This is a genomic window from Pseudomonas sp. Gutcm_11s, assembly GCF_028649395.1.
In the GTDB taxonomy this organism is placed as follows: domain Bacteria; phylum Pseudomonadota; class Gammaproteobacteria; order Pseudomonadales; family Pseudomonadaceae; genus Aquipseudomonas.
Window position 1 is genome coordinate 36,664 of the sequence record NZ_JAQSUW010000009.1, and the last position, 24,450, is coordinate 61,113.

At 66.7% G+C, this 24,450-nt stretch carries 25 protein-coding genes; 6 read left to right on the top strand and 19 right to left on the bottom strand.

Annotated features, from left to right (window positions below; genetic code table 11):
- Nucleotides 1-24 precede the first annotated feature (24 nt).
- The 6 genes from PTT45_RS02805 to PTT45_RS02830 all read right to left on the bottom strand — a co-directional run bounded on the left by PTT45_RS02805 (nucleotide 25) and on the right by PTT45_RS02830 (nucleotide 7,674).
- The gene (locus PTT45_RS02805) at nucleotides 25-1,863 is read right to left on the bottom strand and encodes an SLC13 family permease (protein ID WP_273811423.1); all 1,839 of its coding nucleotides are present in this window, start codon (nucleotides 1,861-1,863) and stop codon (nucleotides 25-27) included.
- A 34-nt stretch (nucleotides 1,864-1,897) separates the two neighbouring features.
- Entirely contained in the window at nucleotides 1,898-2,194 is a 297-nt protein-coding gene (locus tag PTT45_RS02810) for a winged helix-turn-helix domain-containing protein (RefSeq protein ID WP_273811424.1), read from the bottom strand.
- A gap of 54 nt (nucleotides 2,195-2,248) precedes the next feature.
- Nucleotides 2,249-5,077: a valine--tRNA ligase gene (locus PTT45_RS02815; RefSeq protein ID WP_273811425.1), complete on the bottom strand. Its 2,829-nt coding sequence runs from the start codon at nucleotides 5,075-5,077 to the stop codon at nucleotides 2,249-2,251.
- Between the two features lie 97 nt (nucleotides 5,078-5,174).
- Entirely contained in the window at nucleotides 5,175-5,699 is a 525-nt protein-coding gene (locus tag PTT45_RS02820) for a DNA polymerase III subunit chi (RefSeq protein ID WP_273811426.1), read from the bottom strand.
- 77 nt (nucleotides 5,700-5,776) lie between these two features.
- Nucleotides 5,777-6,193 (bottom strand): DNA polymerase III subunit chi, encoded by a 417-nt coding sequence (locus tag PTT45_RS02825; protein ID WP_273811427.1) that lies wholly within the window; start codon nucleotides 6,191-6,193, stop codon nucleotides 5,777-5,779.
- Entirely contained in the window at nucleotides 6,190-7,674 is a 1,485-nt protein-coding gene (locus PTT45_RS02830; protein WP_273811428.1) for a leucyl aminopeptidase, read from the bottom strand. The genes PTT45_RS02825 and PTT45_RS02830 overlap by 4 nt, the downstream gene beginning before the upstream one ends.
- Before the next feature lie 139 nt (nucleotides 7,675-7,813).
- On the opposite strand from PTT45_RS02830, the gene lptF reads away from it, so the two are divergent.
- Together lptF and lptG are read left to right on the top strand one after the other, a co-directional pair.
- Nucleotides 7,814-8,947: an LPS export ABC transporter permease LptF gene (gene lptF / locus PTT45_RS02835; RefSeq protein WP_273811429.1), complete on the top strand. Its 1,134-nt coding sequence runs from the start codon at nucleotides 7,814-7,816 to the stop codon at nucleotides 8,945-8,947.
- Entirely contained in the window at nucleotides 8,940-10,001 is a 1,062-nt protein-coding gene (gene lptG / locus PTT45_RS02840; RefSeq protein WP_273811430.1) for an LPS export ABC transporter permease LptG, read from the top strand. The genes lptF and lptG overlap by 8 nt, the downstream gene beginning before the upstream one ends.
- Nucleotides 10,002-10,049: 48 nt before the next feature.
- On the opposite strand, the gene PTT45_RS02845 is transcribed toward lptG, so the two are convergent.
- Entirely contained in the window at nucleotides 10,050-10,253 is a 204-nt protein-coding gene (locus PTT45_RS02845; protein WP_273811431.1) for a hypothetical protein, read from the bottom strand.
- Between the two features lie 74 nt (nucleotides 10,254-10,327).
- The gene (locus PTT45_RS02850; protein WP_273811432.1) at nucleotides 10,328-11,593 is read right to left on the bottom strand and encodes an Hsp70 family protein; all 1,266 of its coding nucleotides are present in this window, start codon (nucleotides 11,591-11,593) and stop codon (nucleotides 10,328-10,330) included.
- A 210-nt stretch (nucleotides 11,594-11,803) separates the two neighbouring features.
- Here PTT45_RS02850 and PTT45_RS02855 point away from each other — a divergent pair, with 210 nt between their 5' ends.
- Nucleotides 11,804-12,541, top strand: coding sequence for a substrate-binding periplasmic protein (locus PTT45_RS02855; RefSeq protein ID WP_273811433.1), 738 nt, complete (start codon nucleotides 11,804-11,806; stop codon nucleotides 12,539-12,541).
- A 3-nt stretch (nucleotides 12,542-12,544) separates the two neighbouring features.
- On the opposite strand, the gene PTT45_RS02860 is transcribed toward PTT45_RS02855, so the two are convergent.
- Together PTT45_RS02860 and PTT45_RS02865 are read right to left on the bottom strand one after the other, a co-directional pair.
- Nucleotides 12,545-13,264 (bottom strand): DUF4198 domain-containing protein, encoded by a 720-nt coding sequence (locus PTT45_RS02860; protein ID WP_273811434.1) that lies wholly within the window; start codon nucleotides 13,262-13,264, stop codon nucleotides 12,545-12,547.
- A gap of 17 nt (nucleotides 13,265-13,281) precedes the next feature.
- On the bottom strand, nucleotides 13,282-15,258 hold the full coding sequence (locus PTT45_RS02865) for a TonB-dependent siderophore receptor (RefSeq protein WP_273811773.1): 1,977 nt from the start codon (nucleotides 15,256-15,258) through the stop codon (nucleotides 13,282-13,284).
- A 331-nt stretch (nucleotides 15,259-15,589) separates the two neighbouring features.
- Here PTT45_RS02865 and PTT45_RS02870 point away from each other — a divergent pair, with 331 nt between their 5' ends.
- Nucleotides 15,590-16,453: an isocitrate lyase/PEP mutase family protein gene (locus PTT45_RS02870; RefSeq protein WP_273811435.1), complete on the top strand. Its 864-nt coding sequence runs from the start codon at nucleotides 15,590-15,592 to the stop codon at nucleotides 16,451-16,453.
- On the opposite strand, the gene PTT45_RS02875 is transcribed toward PTT45_RS02870, so the two are convergent.
- Nucleotides 16,443-17,180 (bottom strand): substrate-binding periplasmic protein, encoded by a 738-nt coding sequence (locus tag PTT45_RS02875; protein WP_273811436.1) that lies wholly within the window; start codon nucleotides 17,178-17,180, stop codon nucleotides 16,443-16,445. The two genes, PTT45_RS02870 and PTT45_RS02875, sit on opposite strands and share 11 nt — an antisense overlap.
- A 108-nt stretch (nucleotides 17,181-17,288) precedes the next feature.
- On the opposite strand from PTT45_RS02875, the gene PTT45_RS02880 reads away from it, so the two are divergent.
- Nucleotides 17,289-17,555: a DksA/TraR family C4-type zinc finger protein gene (locus PTT45_RS02880; RefSeq protein WP_273811437.1), complete on the top strand. Its 267-nt coding sequence runs from the start codon at nucleotides 17,289-17,291 to the stop codon at nucleotides 17,553-17,555.
- Here the strand turns inward: PTT45_RS02880 and PTT45_RS02885 are convergent, their stop codons facing one another.
- Entirely contained in the window at nucleotides 17,556-18,020 is a 465-nt protein-coding gene (locus PTT45_RS02885) for a YMGG-like glycine zipper-containing protein (protein WP_273811438.1), read from the bottom strand.
- Nucleotides 18,021-18,159: 139 nt separating this feature from the next.
- Here PTT45_RS02885 and PTT45_RS02890 point away from each other — a divergent pair, with 139 nt between their 5' ends.
- A complete protein-coding gene (locus tag PTT45_RS02890) occupies nucleotides 18,160-19,029 on the top strand; it encodes a DMT family transporter (protein WP_273811439.1) in 870 nt (289 codons plus the stop codon).
- On the opposite strand, the gene PTT45_RS02895 is transcribed toward PTT45_RS02890, so the two are convergent.
- From PTT45_RS02895 to qhpR, 7 genes are all read right to left on the bottom strand, one after another.
- Nucleotides 18,980-19,510, bottom strand: coding sequence for a hypothetical protein (locus PTT45_RS02895; protein WP_273811440.1), 531 nt, complete (start codon nucleotides 19,508-19,510; stop codon nucleotides 18,980-18,982). The two genes, PTT45_RS02890 and PTT45_RS02895, sit on opposite strands and share 50 nt — an antisense overlap.
- Before the next feature lie 67 nt (nucleotides 19,511-19,577).
- On the bottom strand, nucleotides 19,578-21,278 hold the full coding sequence (ureC, locus tag PTT45_RS02900) for an urease subunit alpha (protein WP_273811441.1): 1,701 nt from the start codon (nucleotides 21,276-21,278) through the stop codon (nucleotides 19,578-19,580).
- 76 nt (nucleotides 21,279-21,354) lie between these two features.
- Nucleotides 21,355-21,660: an urease subunit beta gene (locus tag PTT45_RS02905; protein ID WP_043307126.1), complete on the bottom strand. Its 306-nt coding sequence runs from the start codon at nucleotides 21,658-21,660 to the stop codon at nucleotides 21,355-21,357.
- Nucleotides 21,657-22,175 carry a GNAT family N-acetyltransferase gene (locus PTT45_RS02910; protein ID WP_273811442.1) on the bottom strand — a complete coding sequence of 173 codons (519 nt, stop codon included), beginning with the start codon at nucleotides 22,173-22,175 and terminating at the stop codon, nucleotides 21,657-21,659. Before PTT45_RS02910 ends, PTT45_RS02905 begins: the two co-directional genes overlap by 4 nt.
- Before the next feature lie 3 nt (nucleotides 22,176-22,178).
- Nucleotides 22,179-22,481, bottom strand: coding sequence for an urease subunit gamma (locus tag PTT45_RS02915; RefSeq protein WP_273811443.1), 303 nt, complete (start codon nucleotides 22,479-22,481; stop codon nucleotides 22,179-22,181).
- On the bottom strand, nucleotides 22,481-23,317 hold the full coding sequence (locus PTT45_RS02920; protein ID WP_273811444.1) for an urease accessory protein UreD: 837 nt from the start codon (nucleotides 23,315-23,317) through the stop codon (nucleotides 22,481-22,483). The genes PTT45_RS02915 and PTT45_RS02920 overlap by 1 nt, the downstream gene beginning before the upstream one ends.
- A 54-nt stretch (nucleotides 23,318-23,371) precedes the next feature.
- Nucleotides 23,372-24,421 carry an AraC-like transcriptional regulator QhpR gene (qhpR, locus tag PTT45_RS02925; protein WP_273811445.1) on the bottom strand — a complete coding sequence of 350 codons (1,050 nt, stop codon included), beginning with the start codon at nucleotides 24,419-24,421 and terminating at the stop codon, nucleotides 23,372-23,374.
- Nucleotides 24,422-24,450 lie beyond the last annotated feature (29 nt).

Below are 24,450 nucleotides of genomic sequence, written 5' to 3' on the forward strand. Positions count from 1 at the left end.
TACAAGTTTCGTTTCTTGTACAAGTTATTTCGGGGTGAGGGGGAAGAACCAGGGCACGAGGAACACGCTGACCAGCATCACCAGCACGGTGAACGGCACGCCGATGCGCACGAAGTCGCCGAAGCGGTAGCGCCCGGGCGTCATCACCAGGGTGTTGACCGGCGAGGACACCGGGGTCATGAAGGCCGCCGATGCCGCCAGGGCGACGATCATGGCAAACGGCTGTGGCGCCATGCCCAGGCTCTGCGCGGTAGCGATGGCCACCGGCGCCATCAGCACGGCGGTGGCGGTGTTGGAGACGAACAGGCCGATCACTGCGGTGAGGCTGAACAGGCAGGCGAGGATGGCGTAGGGCCCGGCATTGCCGAGCAGGCCGACCAGGCCGCTGACCGCCAGGTCGACGCCGCCGGTCTGCTGCAGGGCCTGGGCGAACGGCAGCATGCCGGCGATGAGGATCAGCGTCGGCCAGTGGATGGCGCGGTAGGCGCTGTCCAGGTCGATGCAGCGGAAGGCGCCCATCAGCAGGCAGCCGATCAGCGCCGCCAGCACGTTGGGCACCACGCCGCTGACCATCAGGCCGATCATCAGCGCCAGGCTTAGCAGGGCATGGGGCGCCTTGCTGATCGCTGGCGCCACTTCGTCCACCTCCACCGGCAGGCCGAGCACGACGAAGTTGCGCGTCTGCTGCTGCAGGCGATGGATGTACTTCCAGTCGCCAGCCACCAGCAGGGTGTCGGCGGCGCGCAGTTTCTCATCCACCAGCACGCCTTCCATCGCCTTGCCCTGGCGACGCAGGCCGACCAGGTTGAGGTGATGGCTGCTGCGCAGGGCGATCTCCTGGATGGTCTTGCCCGCCAGTTGCGACTCGGGCGGCAGCACCACTTCGGCTAGCCCCAGCTGGTGCGAGTGGCGGCCGTAGTAGGAGGCGGGCAGTGGCACGGGTTCCAGGCCGAGTGCCTGGTAGGCGCCGAGCAGGCCGATGGCCGGGCTGGCCAGGTCCACCAGCAGGAAGTCGCCTGCGTGTAGCTGGGTGCTGCCGGTGGCCATCAGCAGCAGGGTGCGGAACTGCCGTTCGCGCTCCACTGCGATCACGTTGATGCCGTGCTCCTGGCGCAGCTGCAGTTCGTCGAGCACCTGGCCGACCAGGGGTGAGTCGGCCCGCACACGCAGGCGGCGTTCGCGCTCGCTCAGGCGGTAATCGCGGGCCAATTCGGCCAGGGTCGGGCGTGCCGGACGGCTGATGTCGTCGCCTTCTTCCCGCAGCAGCCAGCGCCGCACCAGCAGCATGTAGCCGATACCCAGAACAAGGATGGGCAGGCCGATCAGGGTCGGGGCGAAGAAGCCGAAGCCTTCCAGGCCGTGGCGGCGCAGGTCGGCGTGGACCACCAGGTTGGGCGGGGTGGCGACCAGGGTGAGCATGCCGCTGATAAGGCCGGCGAAGGCCAGCGGCATCATCAGGCGTGCCGGCGACAGGCGCAGGCGTGCGGCCACGCTGAGCACCACGGGGATGAAGATGGCGACTACGCCGGTGGAGCTCATCACCGAGCCGAGCCCGGCCACCGCCAGCATCAGCAGCACGATCAGGCGCGTCTCGCTGTTGCCGGCGCGAGCCGCCAGCCAGTCACCCAGGCGATAGGCGATGCCGGTGCGTACCAGGCCCTCGCCGACCACGAACAGCGCGGCGATCAGCACCAGGTTGGGATCGCTGAAGCCGTCCAGGGTCTGCTGGATGTCGAGCACGCCGGTGAGTGGCAGGGCGACCAGGGCCAGCAGTGCCACGGCGTCCATGCGTGGCTTGTTGAGGGCGAACAGCAGCACCGCGCCGCCCAACAGACCCAGGACCCAGAGCAATTGCGGATTCATGCCGCCTCCCCCTTAGCAGCTCCGGGCAATTGTTTCAGGGATAGCCTAGCAGCGCCTTGATCTGTGCCAGATGCCCGGCGACCCAGGTGCGATCGATCGGGCCCCACTCGCGGATCACGTAGTGGCCGGCGTTGTTGCGCTCGCCGTCGTGCTGCACGAAGTCGCAGAGGATATCCAGCTCGCCGAGTGCAGCCAGGGTGTCCTGCGCGGTGCGCCGGGGCATGCCGGTGGCCTCCATGAGGGCCGGCACGCTGGCCGCGGCGCCGCTGTCGATCAGCCAGGCCACGTAGAGGCGGCGGTAGAAACTGCTCTTGGTCTTGCTGACTTCCATGGCCTACGGCTCCTGCACAAAGCACAAGGCCCGCATGCGCGGGCCTTGTGGGGGTTACAGATTGGCGATCTTCTCGCGCTGCTCGACCAGCTTGGCCAGCGCCTGTTCGGCTTCGGCCAGTTTGGCGCGCTCCTTGTCGAGCACTTCGGCCGGCGCCTTGGCGACGAAGCCTTCGTTGCTCAGCTTGCCGCCGACGCGCTGGACTTCGCCTTGCAGACGCTGGATTTCCTTGTCCAGGCGCGCCAGCTCGGCGTCCTTGTCGATCAGCCCGGCCATCGGCACCAGCACCTGCATCTCGCCAACCAGGGTGGTGGCGGACATCGGCGCTTCTTCACCGGCGGCCAGCACGCGTACCGACTCTAGCTTGGCCAGCTTGTTCAGCAGCGGCTCGAAGTCGGCCAGGCGGCGCAGGTCTTCAGCGTTGGCGTTCTGCACGATGATGTCGATGCGCTTGGCCAGGGATATCTTCATCTCGCCACGGATCTGGCGTACGCCGAGCATCAGCTGCTTGATCCACTCGATGTCGCCTTCGGCAGCAGCGTCGATGCGGCTCTCGTTCGCCACCGGCCAGGCCTGCAGCATGATGGTCTCACCGCTGACGCCGGCCTGGCCCTTGATGCGCTGCCAGATTTCCTCGGTGATGAAGGGCATGAACGGGTGGGCCAGACGCAGGATCACTTCCAGCACGCGCACCAGAGTGCGGCGGGTGCCGCGCTGGCGCTCGACCGGCGCGTTTTCGTCCCACAGCACCGGCTTGACCAGCTCCAGATACCACGAGCAGTACTCATAGACGAACTCGTAGAGGGCCTGGGCGGCCATGTCGAAGCGGAAGGCGTCGAGGTGGCGGGTCACGTCCTGCTCGCAGCGCTGCAGGGCGGAGATGATCCAGCGGTCGACCGGCGACAGCTCCACTGCTTCGCCATTGATGCCGGTGTCCTGGCCATCGGTGTTCTCGGTGACGAAGTTGGCGGCGTTCCAGATTTTGTTGCAGAAGTTGCGGTAACCCTCGACGCGGCCCATGTCGAACTTGATGTCACGACCAGTGGAGGCCAGCGCCAGGTTGGTGAAGCGCAGGGCGTCGGTGCCGTAGGCGGCGATGCCTTCGGGGAACTCGGCGCGGGTCTGCTTGGCGATCTTCTCGGCCAGCTTGGGCTGCATCATGCCGCTGGTGCGTTTCTCCAGCAGGGCGTCCAGTTCGATGCCGTCGACGATGTCCAGCGGGTCGAGCACGTTGCCCTTGGACTTGGACATCTTCTGGCCCTGGCCATCGCGCACCAGGCCGTGCACGTACACGGTCTTGAACGGAATCTGCCCGGTCAGGTGGGTGGACAGCATGATCATCCGGGCGACCCAGAAGAAGATGATGTCGAAGCCGGTGACCAGCACGTCGGTGGGGTGGAAGGTCTTGAGGAAGTCGGTCTGCTGTGGCCAGCCGAGGGTGGAGAAGGTCCACAGGCCGGAGCTGAACCAGGTGTCCAGCACGTCTTCGTCCTGGCGCAGCGGAGCGTCGCCGAGGTTGTGCTTGGCGCGTACTTCCGCCTCGTCACGGCCGACATAGACGTTGCCGGCGTCGTCGTACCAGGCCGGGATGCGGTGGCCCCACCAGAGCTGACGGCTGATGCACCAGTCCTGGATGTCGCGCATCCAGCTGAAGTACATGTTCTCGTACTGCTTGGGCACGAACTGGATCTCGCCACTCTCGACCACGGCGATGGCTTTTTCGGCCAGCGGCTTGGTGGAGACGTACCACTGGTCGGTCAGCCACGGCTCGATGACGGTGCCGGAGCGGTCGCCCTTCGGCACTTTCAGGGCGTGGTCGTCGATGCTTTGGAGCAGGCCGGCGGCCTCGAAGGCGGCAACGATCTGCTTACGGGCGACGAAGCGGTCGAGGCCGGCGTATTCGGCCGGCAGGCTGCCGTCGATCTCGCTGTTGACGCTGCCGTCGATGTTGAACACCTGGGCCTTGGCCAGTACGGCGGCGTTCTTGTCGAAGATGTTGAGCAGCGGCAGGTTGTGGCGCTTGCCGACTTCATAGTCGTTGAAGTCGTGGGCCGGAGTGATCTTCACGCAGCCGGTGCCGAATTCGGGGTCGCAGTAGTCGTCGGCGATGATCGGGATACGGCGGCCCACCAGCGGCAGCTCGACAAAGGTGCCGATCAGGGCTTTATAACGCTCGTCTTCCGGGTGCACGGCCACGGCGCTGTCGCCGAGCATGGTTTCCGGGCGAGTGGTGGCGACGATCAGGTAGTCCTTGCCGTCGGCGGTCTTGTTGCCGTCAGCCAGCGGGTAGCGCAGGTTCCACAGGTGGCCTTTCTCGTCGTGGTTTTCCACTTCGAGGTCGGAGATGGCGGTGTGGAACTTGGTGTCCCAGTTGACCAGGCGCTTGCCGCGGTAGATCAGGCCGTCGTTGTGCAGGCGCACGAAGGCTTCTTTAACGGCTTCGGACAGGCCCTCGTCCATGGTGAAGCGCTCGCGCGACCAGTCCACCGAGGAGCCCAGACGACGAATCTGCCGGGTGATGGTGCCACCGGACTGTTCCTTCCACTCCCAGACCTTCTCCAGGAACTTCTCGCGGCCCAGATCGTGGCGGCCGATGCCATCGGCGGCCAGCTGGCGCTCGACCACCATCTGCGTGGCGATGCCCGCGTGGTCGGTGCCCGGCTGCCACAGGGTGTTGCGGCCCTGCATGCGGCGGAAGCGGATCAGGCAGTCCATGATCGAGTTGTTGAAGCCATGGCCCATGTGCAGGCTGCCGGTGACGTTCGGCGGCGGGATCATGATGGTGTAGGGCTCGCCGGAACCTTGCGGGGCGAAGTAGTTGTTCGCCTCCCAGTTCTCGTACAGGGCGGTTTCGATGGCGTGGGGCTGGTAGGTCTTGTCCATGGGTGCGGCGGGACCGTATTGGCAACTGATCGGGAAAGCCGGCAAGTATACCGGCTGCTACCCGCGCTGGGCCACTGGCCGCCGGCTGGCGTGCTGGCTAGGCCTTGGGTTGCTTGAGCAGGCGGTCCAGGCGGGCGTCGAGGCGGCGTTTCAGCTCGGCCTCGATCTGCGGTACGAAGTCGTCGATCACGTCCTGCAGGATCAGCTGGGCGGCGGAGCGCAGTTCGGCGTCCAGCTTGCTCTGGCTGGCGGCCAGGCTGTGTTGCACGGCGCTGCTGATGCTCTGCGCGGTCGGGGCGGCTGGCTTGGGCTGGGGCGCTGGTGCCGGCGTGGCAGCGGGCGCAGGCGCGACGGCGGGTTGTACCGGATAGGACAGCGGCACGCTGGTGACCGGTGGAGTGGTCACTGCTGCCGGGGCAGGCTGCGCAGGGTTTGCCGGAGTACTTGTGGCAGGCGCCTCGGCACCGTGCTCGATGATGTCCGAGAGCAGGGGGATCTGCAGGTCGTCGTCCAGGGTTTCGGTCAGCAGCGGCGGCTCCAGCTGATCTTTTTCCAGCAGCTGGCGGATGGCTTCCAGATCGTCCAGCAGGAGATCGGACTTCGGTGGTTTGGAGCTATCCATGGGCGTTGCGGGCTGACGAGGTGGACGGGGCGGGGAATTCTACGCCTAAGGGCGTGGCATTTCGACCACGCTGACGTTCAGAGTTCCACGCGCTGCGGGTCATGCCCGAGCTGGCGGTACTGGCGGAAGCTCTCGCGGCACTGGGCGAGCAGGGCCGGTTCCTGGTTGACGATCTCGATCACCCGGTTGAAACGGGACAGGTGCGGCGACAGCTGCGGGTGCAGGTTGAGCAGTACCCCGCCGGCCTGCGCCGGCTCCTGATCGAGGCCGATCACCACCGGGGCCTGCGGGTCCGTCTCGTGCAGGTCGTGGGGGATGAAGGATTCCGGGCGGGCGCTCCACAACAGCTGGTCGAGCGCCTCGCACTGCGCCTGGTCGGCGCCGCGCAGGAATACCGGCAGCCCGGCCTTCCAGGCCTTGCCGGCCAACTGGCAGGCCGCGCGCAGGCGGCCTTCCGGTGTGGCGGAGGAGAGTACGTAGAACTCGACTCTCACTTGACCCGGTCCAGCAGGTACTGGGTCAGCAGGGGAACCGGGCGGCCAGTGGCGCCCTTGTCCTTGCCGCCGCTGATCCAGGCGGTGCCGGCGATGTCCAGGTGCGCCCAGTGGTAGCTCTTGGCGAAGCGCGACAGGAAGCAGCCGGCGGTGATGGTGCCGGCCTTGGGCCCGCCGATGTTGGCGATGTCGGCGAATGGGCTGTCCAGTTGCTCCTGATACTCGTCGAACAGCGGCAGCTGCCAGGCGCGGTCGTCGGCGTGCTCGCCGGCCTTGAGGATCTGCTTCACCAGGGTGTCGTTGTTGCCCATCAGACCGGAGGCATTGCTGCCCAGGGCGACGATGCAGGCGCCGGTGAGGGTGGCGATGTCGATCACCGCCTGCGGCTTGAAGCGTTCGGCATAGGTGAGGGTGTCGCACAGCACCAGGCGGCCTTCGGCGTCGGTGTTGAGGATCTCCACGGTCTGCCCGCTCATGGTGGTGACGATGTCACCCGGGCGGGTGGCGCGGCCACTCGGCATGTTCTCGGCGCAGGCCAGCAGACACACCAGGTTGATCGGCAGTTGCAGCTCCAGCACGGCGCGCAGGGTGCCGAGCACGCTGGCGGCGCCGCACATGTCGTACTTCATCTCGTCCATGCCGGCGGCCGGCTTGATGCTGATGCCGCCGGTGTCGAAGGTGATGCCCTTGCCGACCAGGGCGAAGGGCTGTTCGTCCTTCTTGCCGCCCTGGTAGTTGAGCACGATCATCCGCGGCGGCTGCTCGCTGCCCTGGGCTACGGCGAGGAAGGCGCCGGCGCCGAGTTCCTTGAGCTTCTTCTCGTCGAGGATGTCGACCTTGAGGTTCTTGTGCGCCTTGGCCAGGGCCTTGGCCTCTTCGGCCAGGTAGCTCGGGTGGCACAGGTTCGGCGGCAGGTTGCCGAGGTCCTTGGTGAAGGCCATGCCGGTGGCGATGGCCTGGGCGTGCAGGCTGCCGCGCTCGACATCGGCCTGCTCGGCCTTGTCGGCGATCAGGGTGATCTTCTTCAGCGCCTTGGGCTCTGCCTTCTTGCTCTTGAACTGGTCGAACACATAGCCGCCGTCGGCCAGGGTCTCCACCAGCAGGCGGGTCTTGGCGTAGGCATCGCGGCCCTTGACCTTGAGCTCGCCGAGGGCCAGTACGGCATCTGCGCCGCCGAGGTTCTTCAGTACGCCATGGGCGGCTGCAACCAATTTGCGGAACTGGCGGTCAGACAGCTCGCCCTTGCCGCTGCCCAGCAGCAGTACGCGCTCGGCCTTGAGGCCCGGCAGGCTGTGCAAGAGCAGGGTCTGGCCCTGCTTGCCGGCGATGTCGCCGCGCTTGAGCAGGGTGGTAATGGCGCCGCCGCTGGCGTCGTCCACGGCTTTGGCTGCAATGCCGAGCTTGCGGCCTTCACCGAGCGCGACCACCAGGGTCGCGGTCTTCAGGGTTTCCGGGCGGGTGCTTTTGACGAGGAATTCCATGTGCTGTCCCCAAGACAAAGAAGCGGGTTTGACGGATAATGCCGGTCATTTTTTCGAGGTCCGCCATGGCGGGCCGTGCTACCGAGTGCGGCTAGTGTGAGCGTGCCTGCCTGCGCCTGACAACCCTGGAGCGTCCGGTTTGATCGTCTTCCGTTATCTGTCCCGTGAAGTGCTGACGACCCTCGGTGCGGTGAGTGCCGTGCTGCTGGTGATCATCATGAGCGGCCGCTTCATCAAGTACCTGGCCCAGGCGGCGCAGGGCGTGCTGGACCCCGGCGTGCTGTTCCTGATCATGGGTTACCGCATGCCCGGCTTCCTCCAGCTGATTCTGCCGCTGGGTCTGTTCCTCGGCTTCCTGCTGGCATACGGGCGTATGTACCTGGACAGCGAGATGACCGTGCTCTCGGCCACCGGCATGAGCAACCGCCGCCTGCTGGCCTACAGCATGGCGCCGGCCACCGTGGTCGCCCTGATGGTCGCCTGGCTGAGCCTGGGCCTGGCGCCCCAGGGCGTCAGCGAGGTAGCGCGCATCTTCAACCAGCAGGACGCCCTGACCGAGTTCGACACCCTGGTGCCCGGGCGTTTCCAGGCGATGAAGGATGGCTCGCGGGTGACCTACACCGAGGGCCTGTCCGAGGACCGTGGCCAGCTCAGCGGCGTGTTCATCACCGAGAAGCGCATGAGCTCCCCGGCCAATGGCGAGAAGGCTAAGGAAAGTGGCATCACCGTGCTGGTCGCCGAGAAGGGCCGCCAGGAAATCCAGGCCGATGGCAGCCGCTATCTGATCCTGGAGAACGGCTACCGCTACGACGGCAACCCGGGCCAGGCCGATTACCGTGCCACGCAATACCAGACCCATGGCGTGCTGCTGCCCAAGCCCAGCGTCAGCGGCGAGATCGGCGAGCGCGAGGCGATTCCGACCCGCGAGCTGTTCGGCAGCGACAATCCGCGCTACCAGGCCGAGCTGCAGTGGCGCCTGTCGATTCCGCTGCTGGTGTTCATCGTCACCCTGCTGGCGGTGCCGCTGTCCAAGGTCAACCCGCGCCAGGGCCGCTTCCTCAAGCTGCTCCCGGCGATCCTCCTGTACATGGCCTACCTGGCCCTGCTGATCGCCGCGCGCGGCCAGCTGGACAAGGGCAAGATTCCCATGGAGCTGGGCCTGTGGTGGGTGCACGTGCTGTTCCTGCTGATCGGCGCCGCCCTGTTCCTCTGGCAACCGATGATGCTCAAGCGGGCCAGCCGTCGCGCCGCCAAGGAGATGGCCCATGCGTAAGCTCGATCGTTACATTGGCACCAGTGTGTTCTTCGCCATTCTTTCGGTGCTCGGCATCATCGTCGGCCTGGCGTTGCTGTTTGCCTTCATCGACGAACTGGGCGACCTCAGCGACGGCTACGGCACCCTGGAGGCGCTGGTCTATGTGCTGCTGACCCTGCCGCGGCGCGCCTACGAGATGCTGCCGATGGCGGCGCTGATCGGTTGCCTGATCGGCCTCGGTAGCCTGGCCAGCAACAGCGAACTGACCATCATGCGCGCCGCCGGCGTTTCGGTCGGTCGCATCGTCTGGGCGGTGATGAAGCCCATGCTGGTACTGATGCTGGCCGGCGTTCTGGTCGGCGAGTATTTGGCGCCCTGGAGCGAGAACCAGGCCCAGGCCTACCGCTCCCTGGCCCAGGGTGGCGGTGAGGCGCAGAGCTCCAAGCACGGTTTGTGGCACCGCCAGGGCCAGGAGTACGTGCATATCAACGCCGTGCAGCCCAACGGCCGCCTGTTCGGTGTGACCCGCTATCAGTTCGATGACCAGCGCAAGCTGGAGTCCGCCAGCTTCGCCCGCCGCGCCCAGTACCAGGGCGACCACTGGCTGCTGGAGGATGTGAAGACCACTCGCTTCCACGACAAGAGCACCGAGGTGCAGAAGGCCGCTAGCGAGCGTTGGGACATTGAGCTCAATCCGCAGCTGCTCGGCACCGTGGTGCTGGCGCCGGATGCGCTGTCGGTGACCGGCCTGTGGCGCTATATCCATTACCTGGCCGAACAGGGGCTGAGCAACGGCAGCTACTGGCTGGCGTTCTGGACCAAGGTGCTGCAGCCACTGGTGACTGCCGCGCTGGTGCTGATGGCGATCTCCTTCATCTTCGGCCCGCTGCGTTCGGTGACCCTCGGCCAGCGTGTGTTCACCGGTGTGCTGGTGGGCTTTGTGTTTCGTATCGCCCAGGACCTGCTCGGCCCGTCCAGCCTGGTGTTCGGCTTCTCGCCGCTGCTGGCGGTGGTGGTGCCGGCGACCATCTGCGCCGTGGCCGGGCTATTCCTGCTCAGACGCGCGGCCTGATCCAGGCGGATAAAGAAAAGGCCGGGCATTTGCCCGGCCTTTTTCGTTTCACTGCTGGCCTTGTGGTTCCAGCTGCTGCAGGCGTTGCTGGCTCTGCGCGTTGACCTGCTCGATCTGTTGCTTGAGCTGTTCCATCTGCTGCTGGGCCTGCTGCGCCTTGTCGGCCTGCAGCTTGGCAGTGGTGGCGGTGGCCACGCCGCCGTCGCAGGCGGCGAGAGTGAACAGGCTGAGCAGAAGCAGGCTGGTGCGCATGGCGTTCTCCAGGGAATGAATGCACACCTTAGCGGTTTGCCGATCGCCCTGCAGCGACCGTCATCACCAATGGTCTAGCCGTAGCGACGCGCGGCCTCGATGGCCAGACCACTGCCGATGCTGCCGAAGCTGTTGCCCTCGGTGGCGCGGGCATTCGGCAGCAGGGCGGCGACGCTCTGACGCAGGGCCGGCACGCTGCTGGAGCCGCCGGTGAAGAAGATGGTGTCGACCGCCTCGTGGGCGACCCCGGCACGGGCCAGCAGCTCATCGACGCCGGCGCGGATGCGCTGCAGCAGGCCGTCGATGGCCTGGTCGAACAGCGGCCGGTCGAGCATGGCGCTGAGGCCGTCCTCGATGCGCGCCAGGTCGATCAGGTAGGCGTCGCGCTCGGTCAGGCTGATCTTCGCTTCTTCCACCTGCATGGCCAGCCAGTGCCCGGCGCGCTGTTCGGTAAGGCGCAGCAGGCGGTCGATACCGGTCGGGTCGACGATGTCGTAGCGCATGTTCTTCAGCGCCAGCTGGGCCTTCTGCGCGTAGGCGGCGTTGATGGTGTGCCAGGTGGCCAGGTTGAGGTGGTGGCTGGTGGGCATTAGCGCATCGCTCTTCATCCGGCTGCCGTAGCCGAACAGCGGCATGACACCGTCCAGGCTCAGCTGCTTGTCGAAGTCGGTACCGCCGATGTGCACGCCGCCGGTGGCCAGGATGTCGTCTTGGCGCTCGTTCAGTTCGCGTCGCTCGGGAGCCAGGCGTACCAGCGAGAAGTCCGAGGTACCGCCGCCGATGTCGACGATCAGTACCAGCTCCTCGCGCTTGATGGTGCGCTCATAGTCGAAGGCCGCGGCGATCGGCTCGAACTGGAACGACACGTCCTTGAAGCCCAGTTTGTGTGCCACCGCCAGCAGGGTGTTGGCGGCCTCGGCATCGGCCTGCGGATCTTCGTCGACGAAGAACACCGGGCGACCCAGCACCACCTGCTCGAACTCGCGGCCGGCCTGGGCCTCGGCGCGACGTTTCAGCTCGCCGATGAAGAAGCCGAGTAGGTCGCGGAACGGCAGGGCGCTGCCCAGCACGGTGGTCTCGCTCTTCAGCAGCTTGGAGCCCAGCAGGCTCTTGAGCGCACGCATCAGGCGGCCTTCGTAGCCTTCCAGGTACTCGCCCAGCGCCTGGCGACCGTAGACCGGGCGGCGCTCCTCGGTGTTGAAGAAGATCACCGAGGGCAGGGTGATCTTGCCGTCTTCCAGCTCCATCAGCGGCTCCATACCCGGCCGCCACCAGCCGACGGTGGAGTTGGAGGTGCCAAAGTCGATGCCCAGGGCATTGGCGGGACGGGAGGGATTCATGCTGTGCTCCGGAAAAACGGCCGCGCATTCTATGCGAGCAAAGCGTTTCGTGCATGCCGCAGGTCGGCTCGCCGGCTCTGGCGTCGGATTGCGCACGCGCTAGCGTCTATTCCGCGCCTTTCATGGCAGCCGATCTGCGGCCAAGTGTCACTCCGAGGCTGATTCCGCGGTCAGCATGAGCTAGGCTCACGGGCGGGGTGGAGTAGTCGAATGCGTTTGCGGTGGTTTCTCTGGTTGGTGCTGGGTCTGCTGCCGAGTTGGGCGGCAGGCGAGCTGCGCCTGCTCACCGAGGAGGCGCCACCGACCAGCTTCCTGCATGACGGCAAACCCGACGGCTATGCGGTGGAGGTGGTGCGCGAGCTGATCCGGCGCACTGACAGCACCGCGACCATCGAACTGCTGCCCTGGACCCGCGCCTACCACCTGGCCAAGACCGACGCCGATACCGCACTGTTCTCGGTGGTGCGCACGGTCGACCGGGAACCGTCGTTCCAGTGGGTCGGTCCCATCCTGCGTGGTTCCACGCGCTTCTATTCGCTGAAGTCGAGCCAGCTGCAGATCGACAGCCTGGAGCAGGCCGCGCATGCCGGCACCCTGGCGCTGCCCAAGCAGTGGTACACCTACGAGACGCTCGAGCGCATGGGCTTCACCAACCTCTACGGCGTGCCCAGCGCCAAGCACATGGTGACCATGCTCAAGCACGGCCGGGTCAAGCTGATCGCCACCGAGGACCTGACCCTGCGCGAGGAGCTGGCCAGCGGTGGCCTGACCCCGGACCAGGTGCAGAGCCACCTGGCCTTCATGCGCTCCGACTATTACATCGCCTTCTCGCCGGCCACCGACGCCGCGCAGGTGCGGCGCTGGCAGCGGGCGCTCGATGGTATGGGCGAGGACGGCAGCCTGCGCCGTATTCGCGAGCGCTGGTTGCCGCAGATCGAGCGGCCCTGAGGCTTACTCGTGATGCTCGCTGCCGACGAAGGTCAGCGAGCTGAAGAAGCCGAGCTCGTCGATATCCGCATCACCCTTCACGGGCACGTACGCCGAGGCGGCGATGATGTTGAGGCCGGCGTTGCGCACGGTCAGCGTGGCGTAGCCCTCGGCATCGCTGGTGGCGCTGACCTCGTCCGGCATACCGCGGTAGTCGCCGATCAGCTTCACGCCCTGCAGCGGTTTGCCATCCACCAGCACACGCACGCGCAGTGGCTTGCCCGGGCCGACCGCGAGCGGATCGCTCTGCGGCACGATGGCCATGCGCAGCTTGCTCAGGTCCGGCAACTTGGCGCCGCCCTGATGGATGGCCAGGCTGTATTTGTAGGTGTGCAGCGAGTGTGTCGAGTTCGGCACCTGGTTGCGGCCCTGGTTGACCCATTGCTTGTCCGGGGTCTGCGACCAGGCGCCGTTGTCCAAGGCTACGGCCAGCACCGCCGGTGCGCGTAGCGGCTGCAGGCGGGCGTGGTCATCCAGGCGCTGCACGCTGACCGGGATCATCTTGCCGCCGGCGTCGTAGGCCCAGGCGCCGCTGATCTTCTGCGCCTTGAAGGCGCTGTCCTCGGCGCCGTGGCCGTAGACCACCTCGTGGTTGCCGCGGCGTTGTTCGGTCCACAGGCCGTGGGCGGCCGCCTGGCCGCAGACGAGTAGGCCGGCGAGCAGCAGGGGGAGGGTAGTACGCATCGGGAGTTTCCTTGTGATCAGAGGTTGAGGCTCAGGCTGAAGCTGAGGTTGCGCGGCTCGCCGGGCAGCACCCAGGAGCTGTTGTAGGCGCGCTCGTAGTACTTGCGGTCAAAGAGGTTGTTGAGGTTCACGCCCAGGGTCAGGTCGTCGCTGACCTTGTAGTGGCCGAGCAGGTCCAGCGTCTCGTAGGCGGCCAGGCGGAAGTCGCTGCCGGCCTGGCCGGAGCGCTCGCCGACATAGGTGACGGCCGCGCCGATATCCGAGCCCTGCAGGGCGCCGCCCTGGAACTCGTACACCGCCATCAGGCTGCCGCTGTGCTGGGGGATGCCGAGCAGGTCGCTGCCGGTGGGGATGGCAGCGTCGCCCTTGGTCACCTCGGCGTCGATGTAAGCGTAGGCGCCGATCACCCGCACGGCGTCGCCGAGCTGGCCGCTGAACTGCATGTCCAGGCCCTGGCTGCGCGCCTTGCCGGCGGCCACGCTGTCGCCCAGGGCGTCGGTGGTGACGACGTTTTCCTTGTCGATGTGGAACAGCGCGATGGTGCCGCCGAGGCGGCCGTCGAACAGGTCGAGCTTGAGGCCGCTCTCGTAGCCGAGGCCCTTCTCCGGCTTGTACACCTGGCCCTGGCTGCCAATGGAATTGGGCTTGAACGAGGTGCCGGCGTTGGCGAATACGCCGACTTCCGGGGTGAGCTGGTAGAGCACGCCGACGCGCGGGGTGGCGACGTCCTTCTTCTGCTCGTTGCTGACCTGCGTGGTGCGGTTCAGCGAGGTCTGCTCGACACGCTCCAGGCGCACGCCGACCAGGCCGCGCAGGCGCTCGGTGAAGGCGATCTGGTCCTGCAGATTGAGGGCATAGCTCTCGGTGTGTTCATGGAAGTCGTTGGCCCTGGTCAGCGGCGGCTTGGGCTTGCCATACACCGGGTTGTAGATGTCCAGGCCGTAGCTGGCCAGGGTCTCGCTTTGCGGGTACTTCTGGCTGTTGCGGTAGTTCTCGTACTCCAGGCCGATCAGGCTCTGGTGCTGCCAGCCACCCAGCTCGAAGCTGCCGTGCAGCTCGGCCTGGGTGATGTTGTCGTTCCACTCGAAATCGCGCTGGCGGTAGAAGCGGGTGATGGTGTCGCCGACCAGCTTCTGCGGCTCGGAACTGTCGCCACGCAGGGTGCCCTGGGTGTAGTGGTTGGCCAGGCGCAGCTTCCAGTCGTCGTTGAGATAGCGCTCCAGCGCCAGGTCGAGGGTCTGGTTGTCGTTGCGGATCTCGCCGTCGTTGGGCTCGCCGAGGAAGGTCGAGCGCTTTACCGAGCCCAGCTCGCCATTCACTGCCGGGATGCCGCGGTCGAACACCGACTCGGTGCGGGAGAACTCGGCATCGAGCAGCAGCTGGGTATCGTCGTCCAGCTGCCAGCTGAGCGAGGGGGTGACCACCTGGCGGCTGTTGCCGACGTAGTCGCGGAAGCTGCCGTTGTTCTCGACCGCCAGGTTGATGCGCGACAGCAGCGTGCCGTCCTCGTTGAGTGGGGTGTTGGCGTCCAGGCTGGTGCGGTAGCGATCCCAGCTGCCGGCGCTGAGGTTGAGCTTGCTGAAGGCCTCCGCCTGCGGGCGCTTGCTGACGATGTTGACCAGGCCGCCCGGATCACCCCGGCCGTACAGGCTGGCCGATGGCCCCTTCAGAACCTCGATGCGCTCGATGCCCGAGGCGTCCGGCGAGCTGTAGCTGCCGCGGTTGATGGCGAAGCCGTTGCGGTACAGCTCGCCGGTGGTGAAGCCGCGCACGCTGTAGTTGAGGAAGGTCAGGCCGCCGAAGTTGTTCTGCCGCGATACGCCACCGGCGAAGTCCAGGGCGCGGTCGATACGCGTGGTGTTGAGATCTTCCAGCACCTGGGCCGGGACTACTTCGATGCTCTGCGGCGTGTCGCGGATATCCACATCGCTGCGCGTGGCCGTGCTCGAACGGGTGGCACGGTAGCCTTCGACCGGGCTGGTGGCGCTCTCCATCTGGCTGTCGCTGATGGACAGGCTCTCCAGTTGTAGCGGTTCCTCGGCCCAGGCGCTGCCTTGCAGCAGCAGCGAAGATATTCCGATGGCTCGGATGTATTGCGGGTTTTTCATGTCATTTCCTTATATAGATGAAATAACATAACAAAATAGAGCGAGAAGAATCCACCTCAGAAGGGAGCGGGCTAGTCTTGGCGGAAGAGGAGTGGTGCTGAAAGCGAGGCGCAAGGAGCGGCTGCGAAGCTTTGCGACGTGAATGCCTGGCTGGTTTTGTAGTTTTACTACATAATCGGCCGTCCCAAGAGACCAAGAATTAGCCGTAGCGCCTACCATGCAAATAGCCTCGCACCACGACCTTCGCGTGCAATTCCGTGCACTGCTCAACTCGAACGCCTGCTATCACACGGCTTCGGTGTTCGATCCCATGTCCGCGCGCATCGCCGCCGACCTCGGTTTCGAGGTGGGAATCCTGGGCGGTTCTGTAGCTTCACTACAAGTTTTGGCCGCGCCGGATTTCGCCCTGATCACCCTCAGCGAGTTCGCCGAGCAGGCCACCCGCATCGGCCGTGTGGCACGTCTGCCGTTCATCGCTGACGCCGACCACGGCTACGGCAACGCGCTCAACGTGATGCGCACTGTGGTCGAACTGGAGCGCGCCGGCGTGGCCGCCCTGACCATCGAGGACACCCTGCTGCCAGCCCAGTTCGGCCGTAAGTCCACTGACCTGATCGGCGTCGACGAGGGCGTCGGCAAGATCCGCGCGGCGCTGGAAGCACGCTTCGATCCGGAGCTGGCGATCATCGCCCGCACCAACGCCGGTGTGCTCGACGACGCGGAAGTGGTGCGCCGCACCATGGCCTACCAGGAGGCCGGCGCCGACGGCATCTGCATGGTCGGCGTGCGTGATTTCGAGCACCTGGAGCTGATCGCGGAGAACCTCAGTGTGCCGCTGATGCTGGTCAGCTACGGCAACCCCTCGCTGCGCGACGACGCGCGCCTGGCCCGCCTCGGTGTGCGCATCGTGGTGGACGGCCATGCTGCCTACTTCGCCGCGATCAAGGCCACCTATGACTGCCTGCGCGAGCAACGCGGCATCGCCGCCAGCGACCTCAACGCCACCGAACTGACGCACAAGTACACCCAGCCCGAGGACTACATCGTCTGGGCGCGCGAGTACATGAACGTCAAGGAGTAGCGACCGCCTGTTCGATCAGGCGCTGCAGCGAGCCGTCCTGGCGCATGTCCTGCAACGTCTGGTCGAAGCGCCGCAGTAGCTCTTGGTGCGCGGCCTGCTTGGCGAAGACCAGGAAGGTGGGGTTGATGCTCAGTGGCTGGGGCAGTGCCTCCAGATGCTCCAGGCCCGGCTGGCTGAGCAGGCGCTGGCCGGCCAGCTCGATGGCGATCACCGCGTCCAGCCGACTGGACGCCAGCTTGCGCAGGTTGGCGTCGTCCGAGCTGCCTTCCTCGGCCTTTATCTGCCCGCCGCGCACGGCCCGATCGAACTCCTCCGTGTAGCTCCAGCCGCGGATCACGCCGATGCGCTTGCCGTACAGGTCCTCGATGCGCTGGAAGCGCAGCGGCCGCTCGCGCTGCACGTAGAGCAGCAGGCGTTCCTCGAAGATGGGCGCCGAATAGTCGAAACGCTGCAGGCGTTCGGTGTTCTTGTAGATGCCGGCAATGCCCAGTTCGCCCGACGCGCCCCTGAGCAGGGCGCGCTTCCACGGCATCGGCTGGATCTCCAGCGGCTCGCCGAGGCGCGCGAACACCGCCTGCAGGATCAGCGGGTAGAGGCCCATGGGCTGGTCGCCCTGCTGGTACATGAAGGGCGGGTTGGCGTTGTCGATGGCGACCAGGGTCTCCGCCCTGGCCAGCAGGGAACAGCAACCGAGCACGAGCACCGCCAGCAGGCGAGAGCAAGACATGGACAGATTTCCTCCGCGACTCGCTCAAGCATAGTTCGGCGCTGCGCTTGCATTCGCTCCGGGGCGGGCGCATACCTGCAATGAAGACCCATCTGACGGAGGTGTTGCATGGCCGGAGGCTGGACCAACGATGGCGCCGTGCAGGAGCAGATCGACAGCAGCATCGAAGATGCCGTCGCCCGTGCGCGCAGCCAGCTACCCCGAGGCGAGAGCCTGAGCCACTGCGAGGAGTGCGATGCGCCGATCCCCGAGGCTCGGCGCAAGGCCGTGCCCGGCGTGCGCCTGTGCGTGAACTGCCAGGCGCAGCATGATCGCGAGCAGGAGGCCTTCAGCGGCTACAACCGCCGCGGCAGCAAGGACAGCCAGCTGCGCTGATCAGGGGCTGACCGAATAGCCGCGGCTACTCATGCAGTTCAGGTAGGCCTGGCTGGAGCTGCCCTGCGCCGCCTGGTCGGTACGACGGTCCTGGCGCCGTTCACGACGCTGGCGTGAGGCGCCGACCACTGCGCCGGCGGCGGCCGTCTCGCGGGCCTGGTTCTGCCGGTACTGCTGCTTCACATCGTCATCGACCCGGTCATAGATCTCGTCGTGCTGGTTGCCACGTACCTGTGCGGCGGTGGCACCAGCTGCGGCACCCACCGCCGCGCCACGCAGGCGACCGCCGGTGTGGCTTTCGCTGGTGCCGCTCGAGGTGCTGGCGCTCTGGCTCTGGCAACTGGCCATGTCGCTCTGGATCTGTTGCTGGCTCTGGCCGTTGAGCGGGATCAGGGTCTCGGCCTGTACCGTGGCGGCCAGCAGGAGCAGGCAGGCCATGATGGGGGTGTGGTGCAGGTTGGGCATGGCGGACTCCGCGAGTGGATGATGTCTTCACTCTAGTGCCGCCTGGATTCGCTGCTCGTTGGCGAGACGGCCGGCGCTGGCTGCCGGAGGTGGGCTTTGGCAGAATTGTTAGTCGGCTCATTATTAGGTTGTTGTGAACTTGCCTCCGCACTCGCGCCCCGGTCTGGGCATTCTGTTGATCCTCGCCGCCGGTCTGTTGCTGTCTACTCAGGATGCACTGGCCAAGACCCTGACCAGTACCTATCCACTGTTGCTGGTGGTGTGGTTCCGCTATCTGGCTCAGACCCTGTTGATGACCGCGCTGTTCGCCCCGCGCATGGGCCGCGGCCTGCTGCGTACCCAGCGCCCGTTGTTGCAGCTGGCGCGCGGCCTCAGCCTGGTCGGCGTGACCCTGTTGTTCTACGGTGGCCTGCGCTACATCCCGCTGGGCGAGGCGACGGCGGTGATCTTCCTCGCGCCGCTGGTGGTCGTGGTGCTCTCGGTGCTGTGGCTGAAGGAGTCGGTGGGGCGCGGCGTGTGGCTGTCCATTGGCGGCAGCATGCTCGGCGTACTGCTGATCGTGCGGCCGGGCGGTGCGCTGTTCACCCCGGCGATCCTGCTGCCGCTGGCGGCGGCCAGCTGCTTCGGCCTGTACCAGCTGCTGACCCGGCGCCTCAGCGCCACCGACGATCCGGCCACCAGCAACTACATCACCGCGCTGATCGGCACCCTGACTTCGGCGCTGCTGTTGCCCTGGACCTGGCAGCTACCCCAGTTGCACGACCTGCTGCTGATGGCGGCGCTCGGCGCCCTGGCCATGAGCGGGCACATGCTGCTGACCCACGCGCTGCGTTTTGCCAGTGCGGCCAGCCTGGCGCCGTTCACCTACATCCAGATTCTCACCGCCGCGCTGATCGGTGCGCTGGCCTTCAACCACCTGCCGGACGCCGGGGCGATGCTCGGCATGGCGGTGATCATCCTCAGCGGTGCGGCGCTGGCCTGGAGTCAGCGTCGCCCGCGGGAGGCGTGAGGGCGGTGCGCTCGGCGCGTGCCAGCGGCCACATGTGTGGGCCCAGCAGCCCGCTGGCCCAGTAGATATCCAGTTCGTTGAGGCAGATCTGCACGCCGTGCAGGATCGGCCGCGCATCGAGCAATGGCGTGGTACCGAGCAGGCATCGCCACCAGGGCAGGTCCTGGCGGAACCAGTGTTCCTCGGCCGAGGTGCCGGCGTGTGCGCGCCCCGCATCCTCGGTCCAGCCGGCAGCCATCGCGTTGGCGGCAACGGTGCGTCCGTCGATGACCAGGCCCTGCCGCGGGCAGGTGCCGTAGTTGAGGATGAAGCGCGGGCGGCGGTACTTGTCCCACTGCACCTCGAGAATCTGCAGCTGCTCGCCGACCTCGCGCCGGTAGGTCCAGAACAGGGCGTTCTGCGGCTGGTCGGCGACGAAGCCGCGGGTTTCCAGCCAGGGCAGCAGCTGCTGCCGGAGTTGCTCGCGCAGGGCGTTGGACATGCTCGACTTCCAATACTGAATGGCGGCAGTCAACCGCACGCACGCCCTGGCGGCAAGCGTCGAATGTTCAGAACAGGAAGTAGCGCTGCGCCATCGGCAGCACCTCGGCCGGTTCGCACCAGAGCAGCTGGCCGTCGGCCTTCACCTGGTAGTTCTGCGGGTCGACCTCGATGCTCGGCAGGTAGTCGTTGTGGATCAGGTCGGCCTTGGTCACCGAGCGGCAGCCTTTGACCACGCCGATCTGCTTCTGTAGGCCGAGCTGTTGCGGCACGCCTGCCTCGAATGCCGCCTGGCTGATGAAGGTCAGGCTGGTGGCGTGCAGCATGCCGGCATAGCTGCCGAACATGGGGCGGTAGTGCACCGGCTGCGGGGTGGGGATCGAGGCGTTGGCGTCGCCCATCAGGCTGGCGGCGATGGCGCCGCCCTTGAGGATCAGGGTCGGTTTCACGCCGAAGAACGCCGGGCGCCACAGCACCAGGTCGGCGAACTTGCCGATTTCGATGGAACCGACCTCGTGGCTGATGCCGTGGGTGATTGCCGGGTTGATGGTGTACTTGGCGATGTAGCGCTTCACCCGGAAGTTGTCGTTGCCCGGGCCGTCGCCCGGAAGGGCGCCGCGCTGCTGCTTCATCTTGTCGGCGGTCTGCCAGGTGCGGGTGATCACTTCGCCCACGCGGCCCATGGCCTGGCTGTCGGAGCTGATCATGGAGAACGCGCCGAGGTCGTGCAGGATGTCTTCGGCGGCGATGGTTTCGCGGCGGATGCGGCTTTCGGCGAAGGCCACGTCCTCGGCGATGCTCGGGTCGAGGTGGTGGCAGACCATCAGCATGTCCAGGTGCTCGTCGATGGTGTTGCGGGTGAACGGCCGGGTCGGGTTGGTCGAGCTGGGCAGCACATTGGCGAAGCCGCAGGCCTTGATGATGTCCGGCGCATGACCGCCACCGGCGCCCTCGGTGTGGTAGGTGTGGATGGTGCGGTTCTTGAACGCGCCGAGGGTGGTCTCGACGAAGCCGGATTCATTGAGGGTGTCGGTGTGGATCGCCACCTGGATGTCGTACTGGTCGGCCACGCTCAGGCAGTTGTCGATCGCCGCCGGCGTGGTGCCCCAGTCCTCGTGCAGCTTGAGGCCGATGGCGCCGGCCTTGACCTGCTCGATCAGCGGCTCGGGCAGCGAGACGTTGCCCTTGCCGGTGAAGCCGATGTTCATCGGGAAGGCGTCGGCGGCCTTGAGCATCATCGCCATGTGCCACGGCCCCGGCGTGACGGTGGTGGCGAAGGTGCCGGTGGCCGGGCCCGTGCCGCCACCGATCATGGTGGTGGTGCCGCTCATCAGGGCTTCTTCGATCTGCTGCGGGCAGATGAAGTGGATATGGGTGTCGATGCCGCCGGCGGTGAGGATCATGCCCTCGCCGGCGATGACTTCGGTGGCGCCGCCGATGGCGATGGTCACATCGGGCTGGATGTCCGGATTACCGGCCTTGCCGATGGCGGCGATGCGTCCGCCCTTGAGGCCCACATCAGCCTTGACGATGCCCCAGTGGTCGATGATCAGCGCGTTGGTGATCACCGTGTCGACCACGTCGGCGGCGCACAGCTGACTCTGGCCCATGCCGTCGCGGATGACCTTGCCGCCGCCGAACTTCACCTCGTCGCCGTAGGTGGTGAAGTCCTGCTCCACCTCGACCCACAGATTGGTATCGGCCAGGCGCACCTTGTCGCCGACGGTGGGGCCGAACATGTCGGCATAGGCTTGGCGGGAAATCTTCATCGGCACTTCCTGTATTCGTTGTTCGTTCCCAGGCTCGGCGTGGGAATGCAGTTGGCGACGCTCGGCGGTGTCGCTATCAGAGCTTGCCCATCACCCGCCCGGCGAAGCCGTAGACGCTGCGCCCGCCGGCCAGCTCGACCAGCTCCACCTCGCGCGACTGACCCGGCTCGAAACGCACCGCGGTGCCGGCCGGAATGTTCAGGCGCATGCCTCGCGTGGCCGCGCGGTCGAAGCTCAGCGCGTCGTTGGTCTCGAAGAAGTGAAAGTGCGAGCCGACCTGGATCGGCCGGTCGCCGCTGTTGGCCACGGTCACGCTAAGGGTACGGCGGCCGACGTTGAGTTCGATCTCGCCATCCTGGATCTGGTATTCGCCGGGGATCATGGTGCGCTGCGCTCCGGGGTGAGGGTCAGTTGCATGAAGGTCAGGTCCAGCCAGCGGCCGAACTTGCGGCCCACCTGCGGCATCTGCCCGGTGGTGACGAAGCCGAGGCGCTCGTGCAGGCGGATTGAGGCGGCGTTGCCGCTCTCGATGGCGGCGACCATCACATGCTTGCCGCAGGCCTTGGCGCGTTCGATCAGCGCCGCCATCAGCTGCGGGCCGAGGCCATTGCCGCGCTGGTCGGCGCGCACGTAGACCGAGTGCTCGACGGTGTTGCAGAAGCCGTCGAAGGGGCGCCAGTCGCCGAACGAGGCGTAGCCGACCACCTCGCTGTCGGCGTTCTCGACCACCAGCACCGGGTAGCCCTGCTGGGCGCGGGCGGCGAGCCAGGCCTGGCGGTTGGCCAGGTCGACGGTGTTGTCCATCCAGATCGCGGTGGTGTTGAGTACCGCGTCGTTGAAGATGTCACGCAGGGCCGGCAGGTCGGCCGCCACTGCATCGCGAATGATCAGGCTCATGGTTCAGGCAATCGGTTGGTGGACGGTCACCAGCTTGGTGCCGTCGGGGAAGGTGGCTTCGATCTGGATATCCGGGATCATCTCCGGCACGCCTTCCATCACCTGCTCGCGGCTCAGCAGGGTGGTGCCGAAATGCATCAGCTCGGCCACGGTCTGGCCATCACGCGCGCCTTCGAGCAGGGCGGCGGAGATCAGCGCTATGGCTTCCGGGTAGTTGAGCTTGACCCCACGGGCCAGGCGGCGCTCGGCGACCAGGCCGGCGGTGAAGATCAGCAGCTTGTCCTTTTCGCGGGGCGAAAGATCCATCAGGTACTCCAGATTCTTGGGGGCACGGCTTCGCGGCCGAGCAGGGCAGGGCGCAACAGGCGCCAGAGTTCGATCAGCCAGGCGCGGGCGTGCAGGGCCTCGCCGGCCAGGCAGCGGGCCACCAGCAGGCCCGGCAGCTGAGTCAGGTCGCCACGACCTGCACAGGGCAGTTCGCGGCAGCGTTCGAGCAGTTCGGCATCGATCTCGCCGCTGACCAGCAGGGTGGCGAACACCGGCTGGCCGGCCAGGCCGATGGGCGAGTCGAGCAGGCCGTCGCCGCCGTCGATGCGCTGGCGTTCGTGCCACAGCGGGCGGCCGTCACGCCGGATGTCCAGGCGCGCCTGGAAGTGGCCCTCGTCGAAGCGCTCGGCGGCGGCGGGGCGGCCGAGGGCGACGATGTCCCAGTAGAACAGGCGAGCGTTGCCGTGCAGGTCGATGCGCGTGCTCAGCTCGGCGCGTGCGCCGGAGTAGACGATGGTTTCCTGCGGTAGCCATTCCAGGGTGGCGCCGGGCTGCACGCGCAGCTCCAGGGTCTGTCTGGCGCTGCTGGCGGCGCGGTACCACTTGGCCGCACCGGGGCTGGTCAGCTGGGCCCAGGCCCGTTCGCCAACCTCGACCGAGATGTCCAGGGTATCGCCGCCGGCGATGCCGCCGGGCGGGTGCACGATGATGTGCTGGCAGACCTGCGGGCCCTCGGCGTGCAGGTGCTTCTGCACGCGCAGCGGGCCCAGGTGGCGGCGCAGTACCGGGCGCGTCCAGTCCTGCTGGCGGGCATAGGCCAGCTCCAGTTCGGCGTGCCAGGCGGGGGTGAATATCGCGGGCTGAGCGGCAGTCATCCAAAGGTTCCAGCGTGGGCGCGTGGGGCGCCAGTGTAGCGTGCGAGCATGGGGTCAGGCCGTACTCATCTGTAGCCATTGCCGTGGGCTGGTGTCGAACCAGCGGCGGAAGGCGCGGGAGAAGGCGCTGGTCTCGGAGTAGCCGAGCAGCGGCGCCAGTTCGCTGACCGGCAGGCGCCGGCGCAGGTAGTGCAGGGCCAGTTCGCGACGCACCTGATCGATTAGCGCCGAAAAGCACAGGTTCTGTTCGCGCAGGCGGCGCTGCAGCGCTGCCGGGGTCAGGCCGAGGTGCGCGGCGATCTGCTCCAGCGCCGGTTCACCCAGCGGTAGGGCGTCGCGCACCAGGCCGCGGGCCTGATCGACCAGGCACTGCTGGTGCTGCTGGCCGCCGAGGCGGGCGATGGCGTCCTGCACCAGCATCAGCAGCACCGGGTCGCGCTCGGGCATCAGTTGTCCGGCGAGGTCGCGCTTGGGAATCAGCAGGGCGTTGCAGGGCTGGGCGAACAGCACCGGTGCATCGAACGCCTGCTGGTGCTCGCGCCAGCCTTCCGGCCGCGCGTGCTCGAACAGCACGGCGCGCGGTGCCCAGGTCGGGCCCAGCACATGACGCACCAGGTTCAGCGCCATGCCCATGGTCAGCTCGGCGTCCTGGCGTCTGTCGAGGATCGCCGGGTGGCGCACCTGGTAGTCGAAGCGGTAGCACTCGCCGATATCCACCAGGCGGATCAGCGTGTCGTGCTGGTGATAGGGGAAGGCGCGGGCGAAGTTCTGCAGCGCCTGCTCCAGGCTGTCCGAGCACAGCCCGACATAGCCGAGCAGACCGAGGGCGCGCGGCTGGAACTGCTGGCCGTAGCGCAGGCCGAAGTTGTCGCAGCCCGATTGGGCGGCCGCTTCCTCCAGCACCTTGCAGTAGTTGCTCAGGCTCAGGCTCAGCGTCGGGTGCAGCAGCAGGTCGGGGTCGATGCCGGCCACGCCGAAGACCCGCTCGGCATCGCCACCCTGCAGGCCGATGAAACGATCCAGTCCGCTGGCGGCGGCCGACAGCACGCCGAGATTGCTCGGGGCGTCGGTCATGGCCAGCGGATGAGGGATGTTCAGCGACATGGACGGTGCGCATCAGAGAGATAGGTAAC

Coding starts and splice junctions, on each gene's coding strand:
- PTT45_RS02805 (WP_273811423.1), bottom strand. CDS start 1,863: ATGAATCCGCAATTGCTCTGGGTCCTGGGTCTGTTGGGCGGCGCGGTG.
- PTT45_RS02810 (WP_273811424.1), bottom strand. CDS start 2,194: ATGGAAGTCAGCAAGACCAAGAGCAGTTTCTACCGCCGCCTCTACGTG.
- PTT45_RS02815 (WP_273811425.1), bottom strand. CDS start 5,077: ATGGACAAGACCTACCAGCCCCACGCCATCGAAACCGCCCTGTACGAG.
- PTT45_RS02820 (WP_273811426.1), bottom strand. CDS start 5,699: ATGGATAGCTCCAAACCACCGAAGTCCGATCTCCTGCTGGACGATCTG.
- PTT45_RS02830 (WP_273811428.1), bottom strand. CDS start 7,674: ATGGAATTCCTCGTCAAAAGCACCCGCCCGGAAACCCTGAAGACCGCG.
- lptG (WP_273811430.1), top strand. CDS start 8,940: ATGCGTAAGCTCGATCGTTACATTGGCACCAGTGTGTTCTTCGCCATT.
- PTT45_RS02845 (WP_273811431.1), bottom strand. CDS start 10,253: ATGCGCACCAGCCTGCTTCTGCTCAGCCTGTTCACTCTCGCCGCCTGC.
- PTT45_RS02850 (WP_273811432.1), bottom strand. CDS start 11,593: ATGAATCCCTCCCGTCCCGCCAATGCCCTGGGCATCGACTTTGGCACC.
- PTT45_RS02855 (WP_273811433.1), top strand. CDS start 11,804: ATGCGTTTGCGGTGGTTTCTCTGGTTGGTGCTGGGTCTGCTGCCGAGT.
- PTT45_RS02860 (WP_273811434.1), bottom strand. CDS start 13,264: ATGCGTACTACCCTCCCCCTGCTGCTCGCCGGCCTACTCGTCTGCGGC.
- PTT45_RS02865 (WP_273811773.1), bottom strand. CDS start 15,258: ATGGAGAGCGCCACCAGCCCGGTCGAAGGCTACCGTGCCACCCGTTCG.
- PTT45_RS02870 (WP_273811435.1), top strand. CDS start 15,590: ATGCAAATAGCCTCGCACCACGACCTTCGCGTGCAATTCCGTGCACTG.
- PTT45_RS02875 (WP_273811436.1), bottom strand. CDS start 17,180: ATGTCTTGCTCTCGCCTGCTGGCGGTGCTCGTGCTCGGTTGCTGTTCC.
- PTT45_RS02880 (WP_273811437.1), top strand. CDS start 17,289: ATGGCCGGAGGCTGGACCAACGATGGCGCCGTGCAGGAGCAGATCGAC.
- PTT45_RS02885 (WP_273811438.1), bottom strand. CDS start 18,020: ATGCCCAACCTGCACCACACCCCCATCATGGCCTGCCTGCTCCTGCTG.
- PTT45_RS02895 (WP_273811440.1), bottom strand. CDS start 19,510: ATGTCCAACGCCCTGCGCGAGCAACTCCGGCAGCAGCTGCTGCCCTGG.
- ureC (WP_273811441.1), bottom strand. CDS start 21,278: ATGAAGATTTCCCGCCAAGCCTATGCCGACATGTTCGGCCCCACCGTC.
- PTT45_RS02905 (WP_043307126.1), bottom strand. CDS start 21,660: ATGATCCCCGGCGAATACCAGATCCAGGATGGCGAGATCGAACTCAAC.
- PTT45_RS02910 (WP_273811442.1), bottom strand. CDS start 22,175: ATGAGCCTGATCATTCGCGATGCAGTGGCGGCCGACCTGCCGGCCCTG.
- PTT45_RS02915 (WP_273811443.1), bottom strand. CDS start 22,481: ATGGATCTTTCGCCCCGCGAAAAGGACAAGCTGCTGATCTTCACCGCC.
- PTT45_RS02920 (WP_273811444.1), bottom strand. CDS start 23,317: ATGACTGCCGCTCAGCCCGCGATATTCACCCCCGCCTGGCACGCCGAA.
- qhpR (WP_273811445.1), bottom strand. CDS start 24,421: ATGTCGCTGAACATCCCTCATCCGCTGGCCATGACCGACGCCCCGAGC.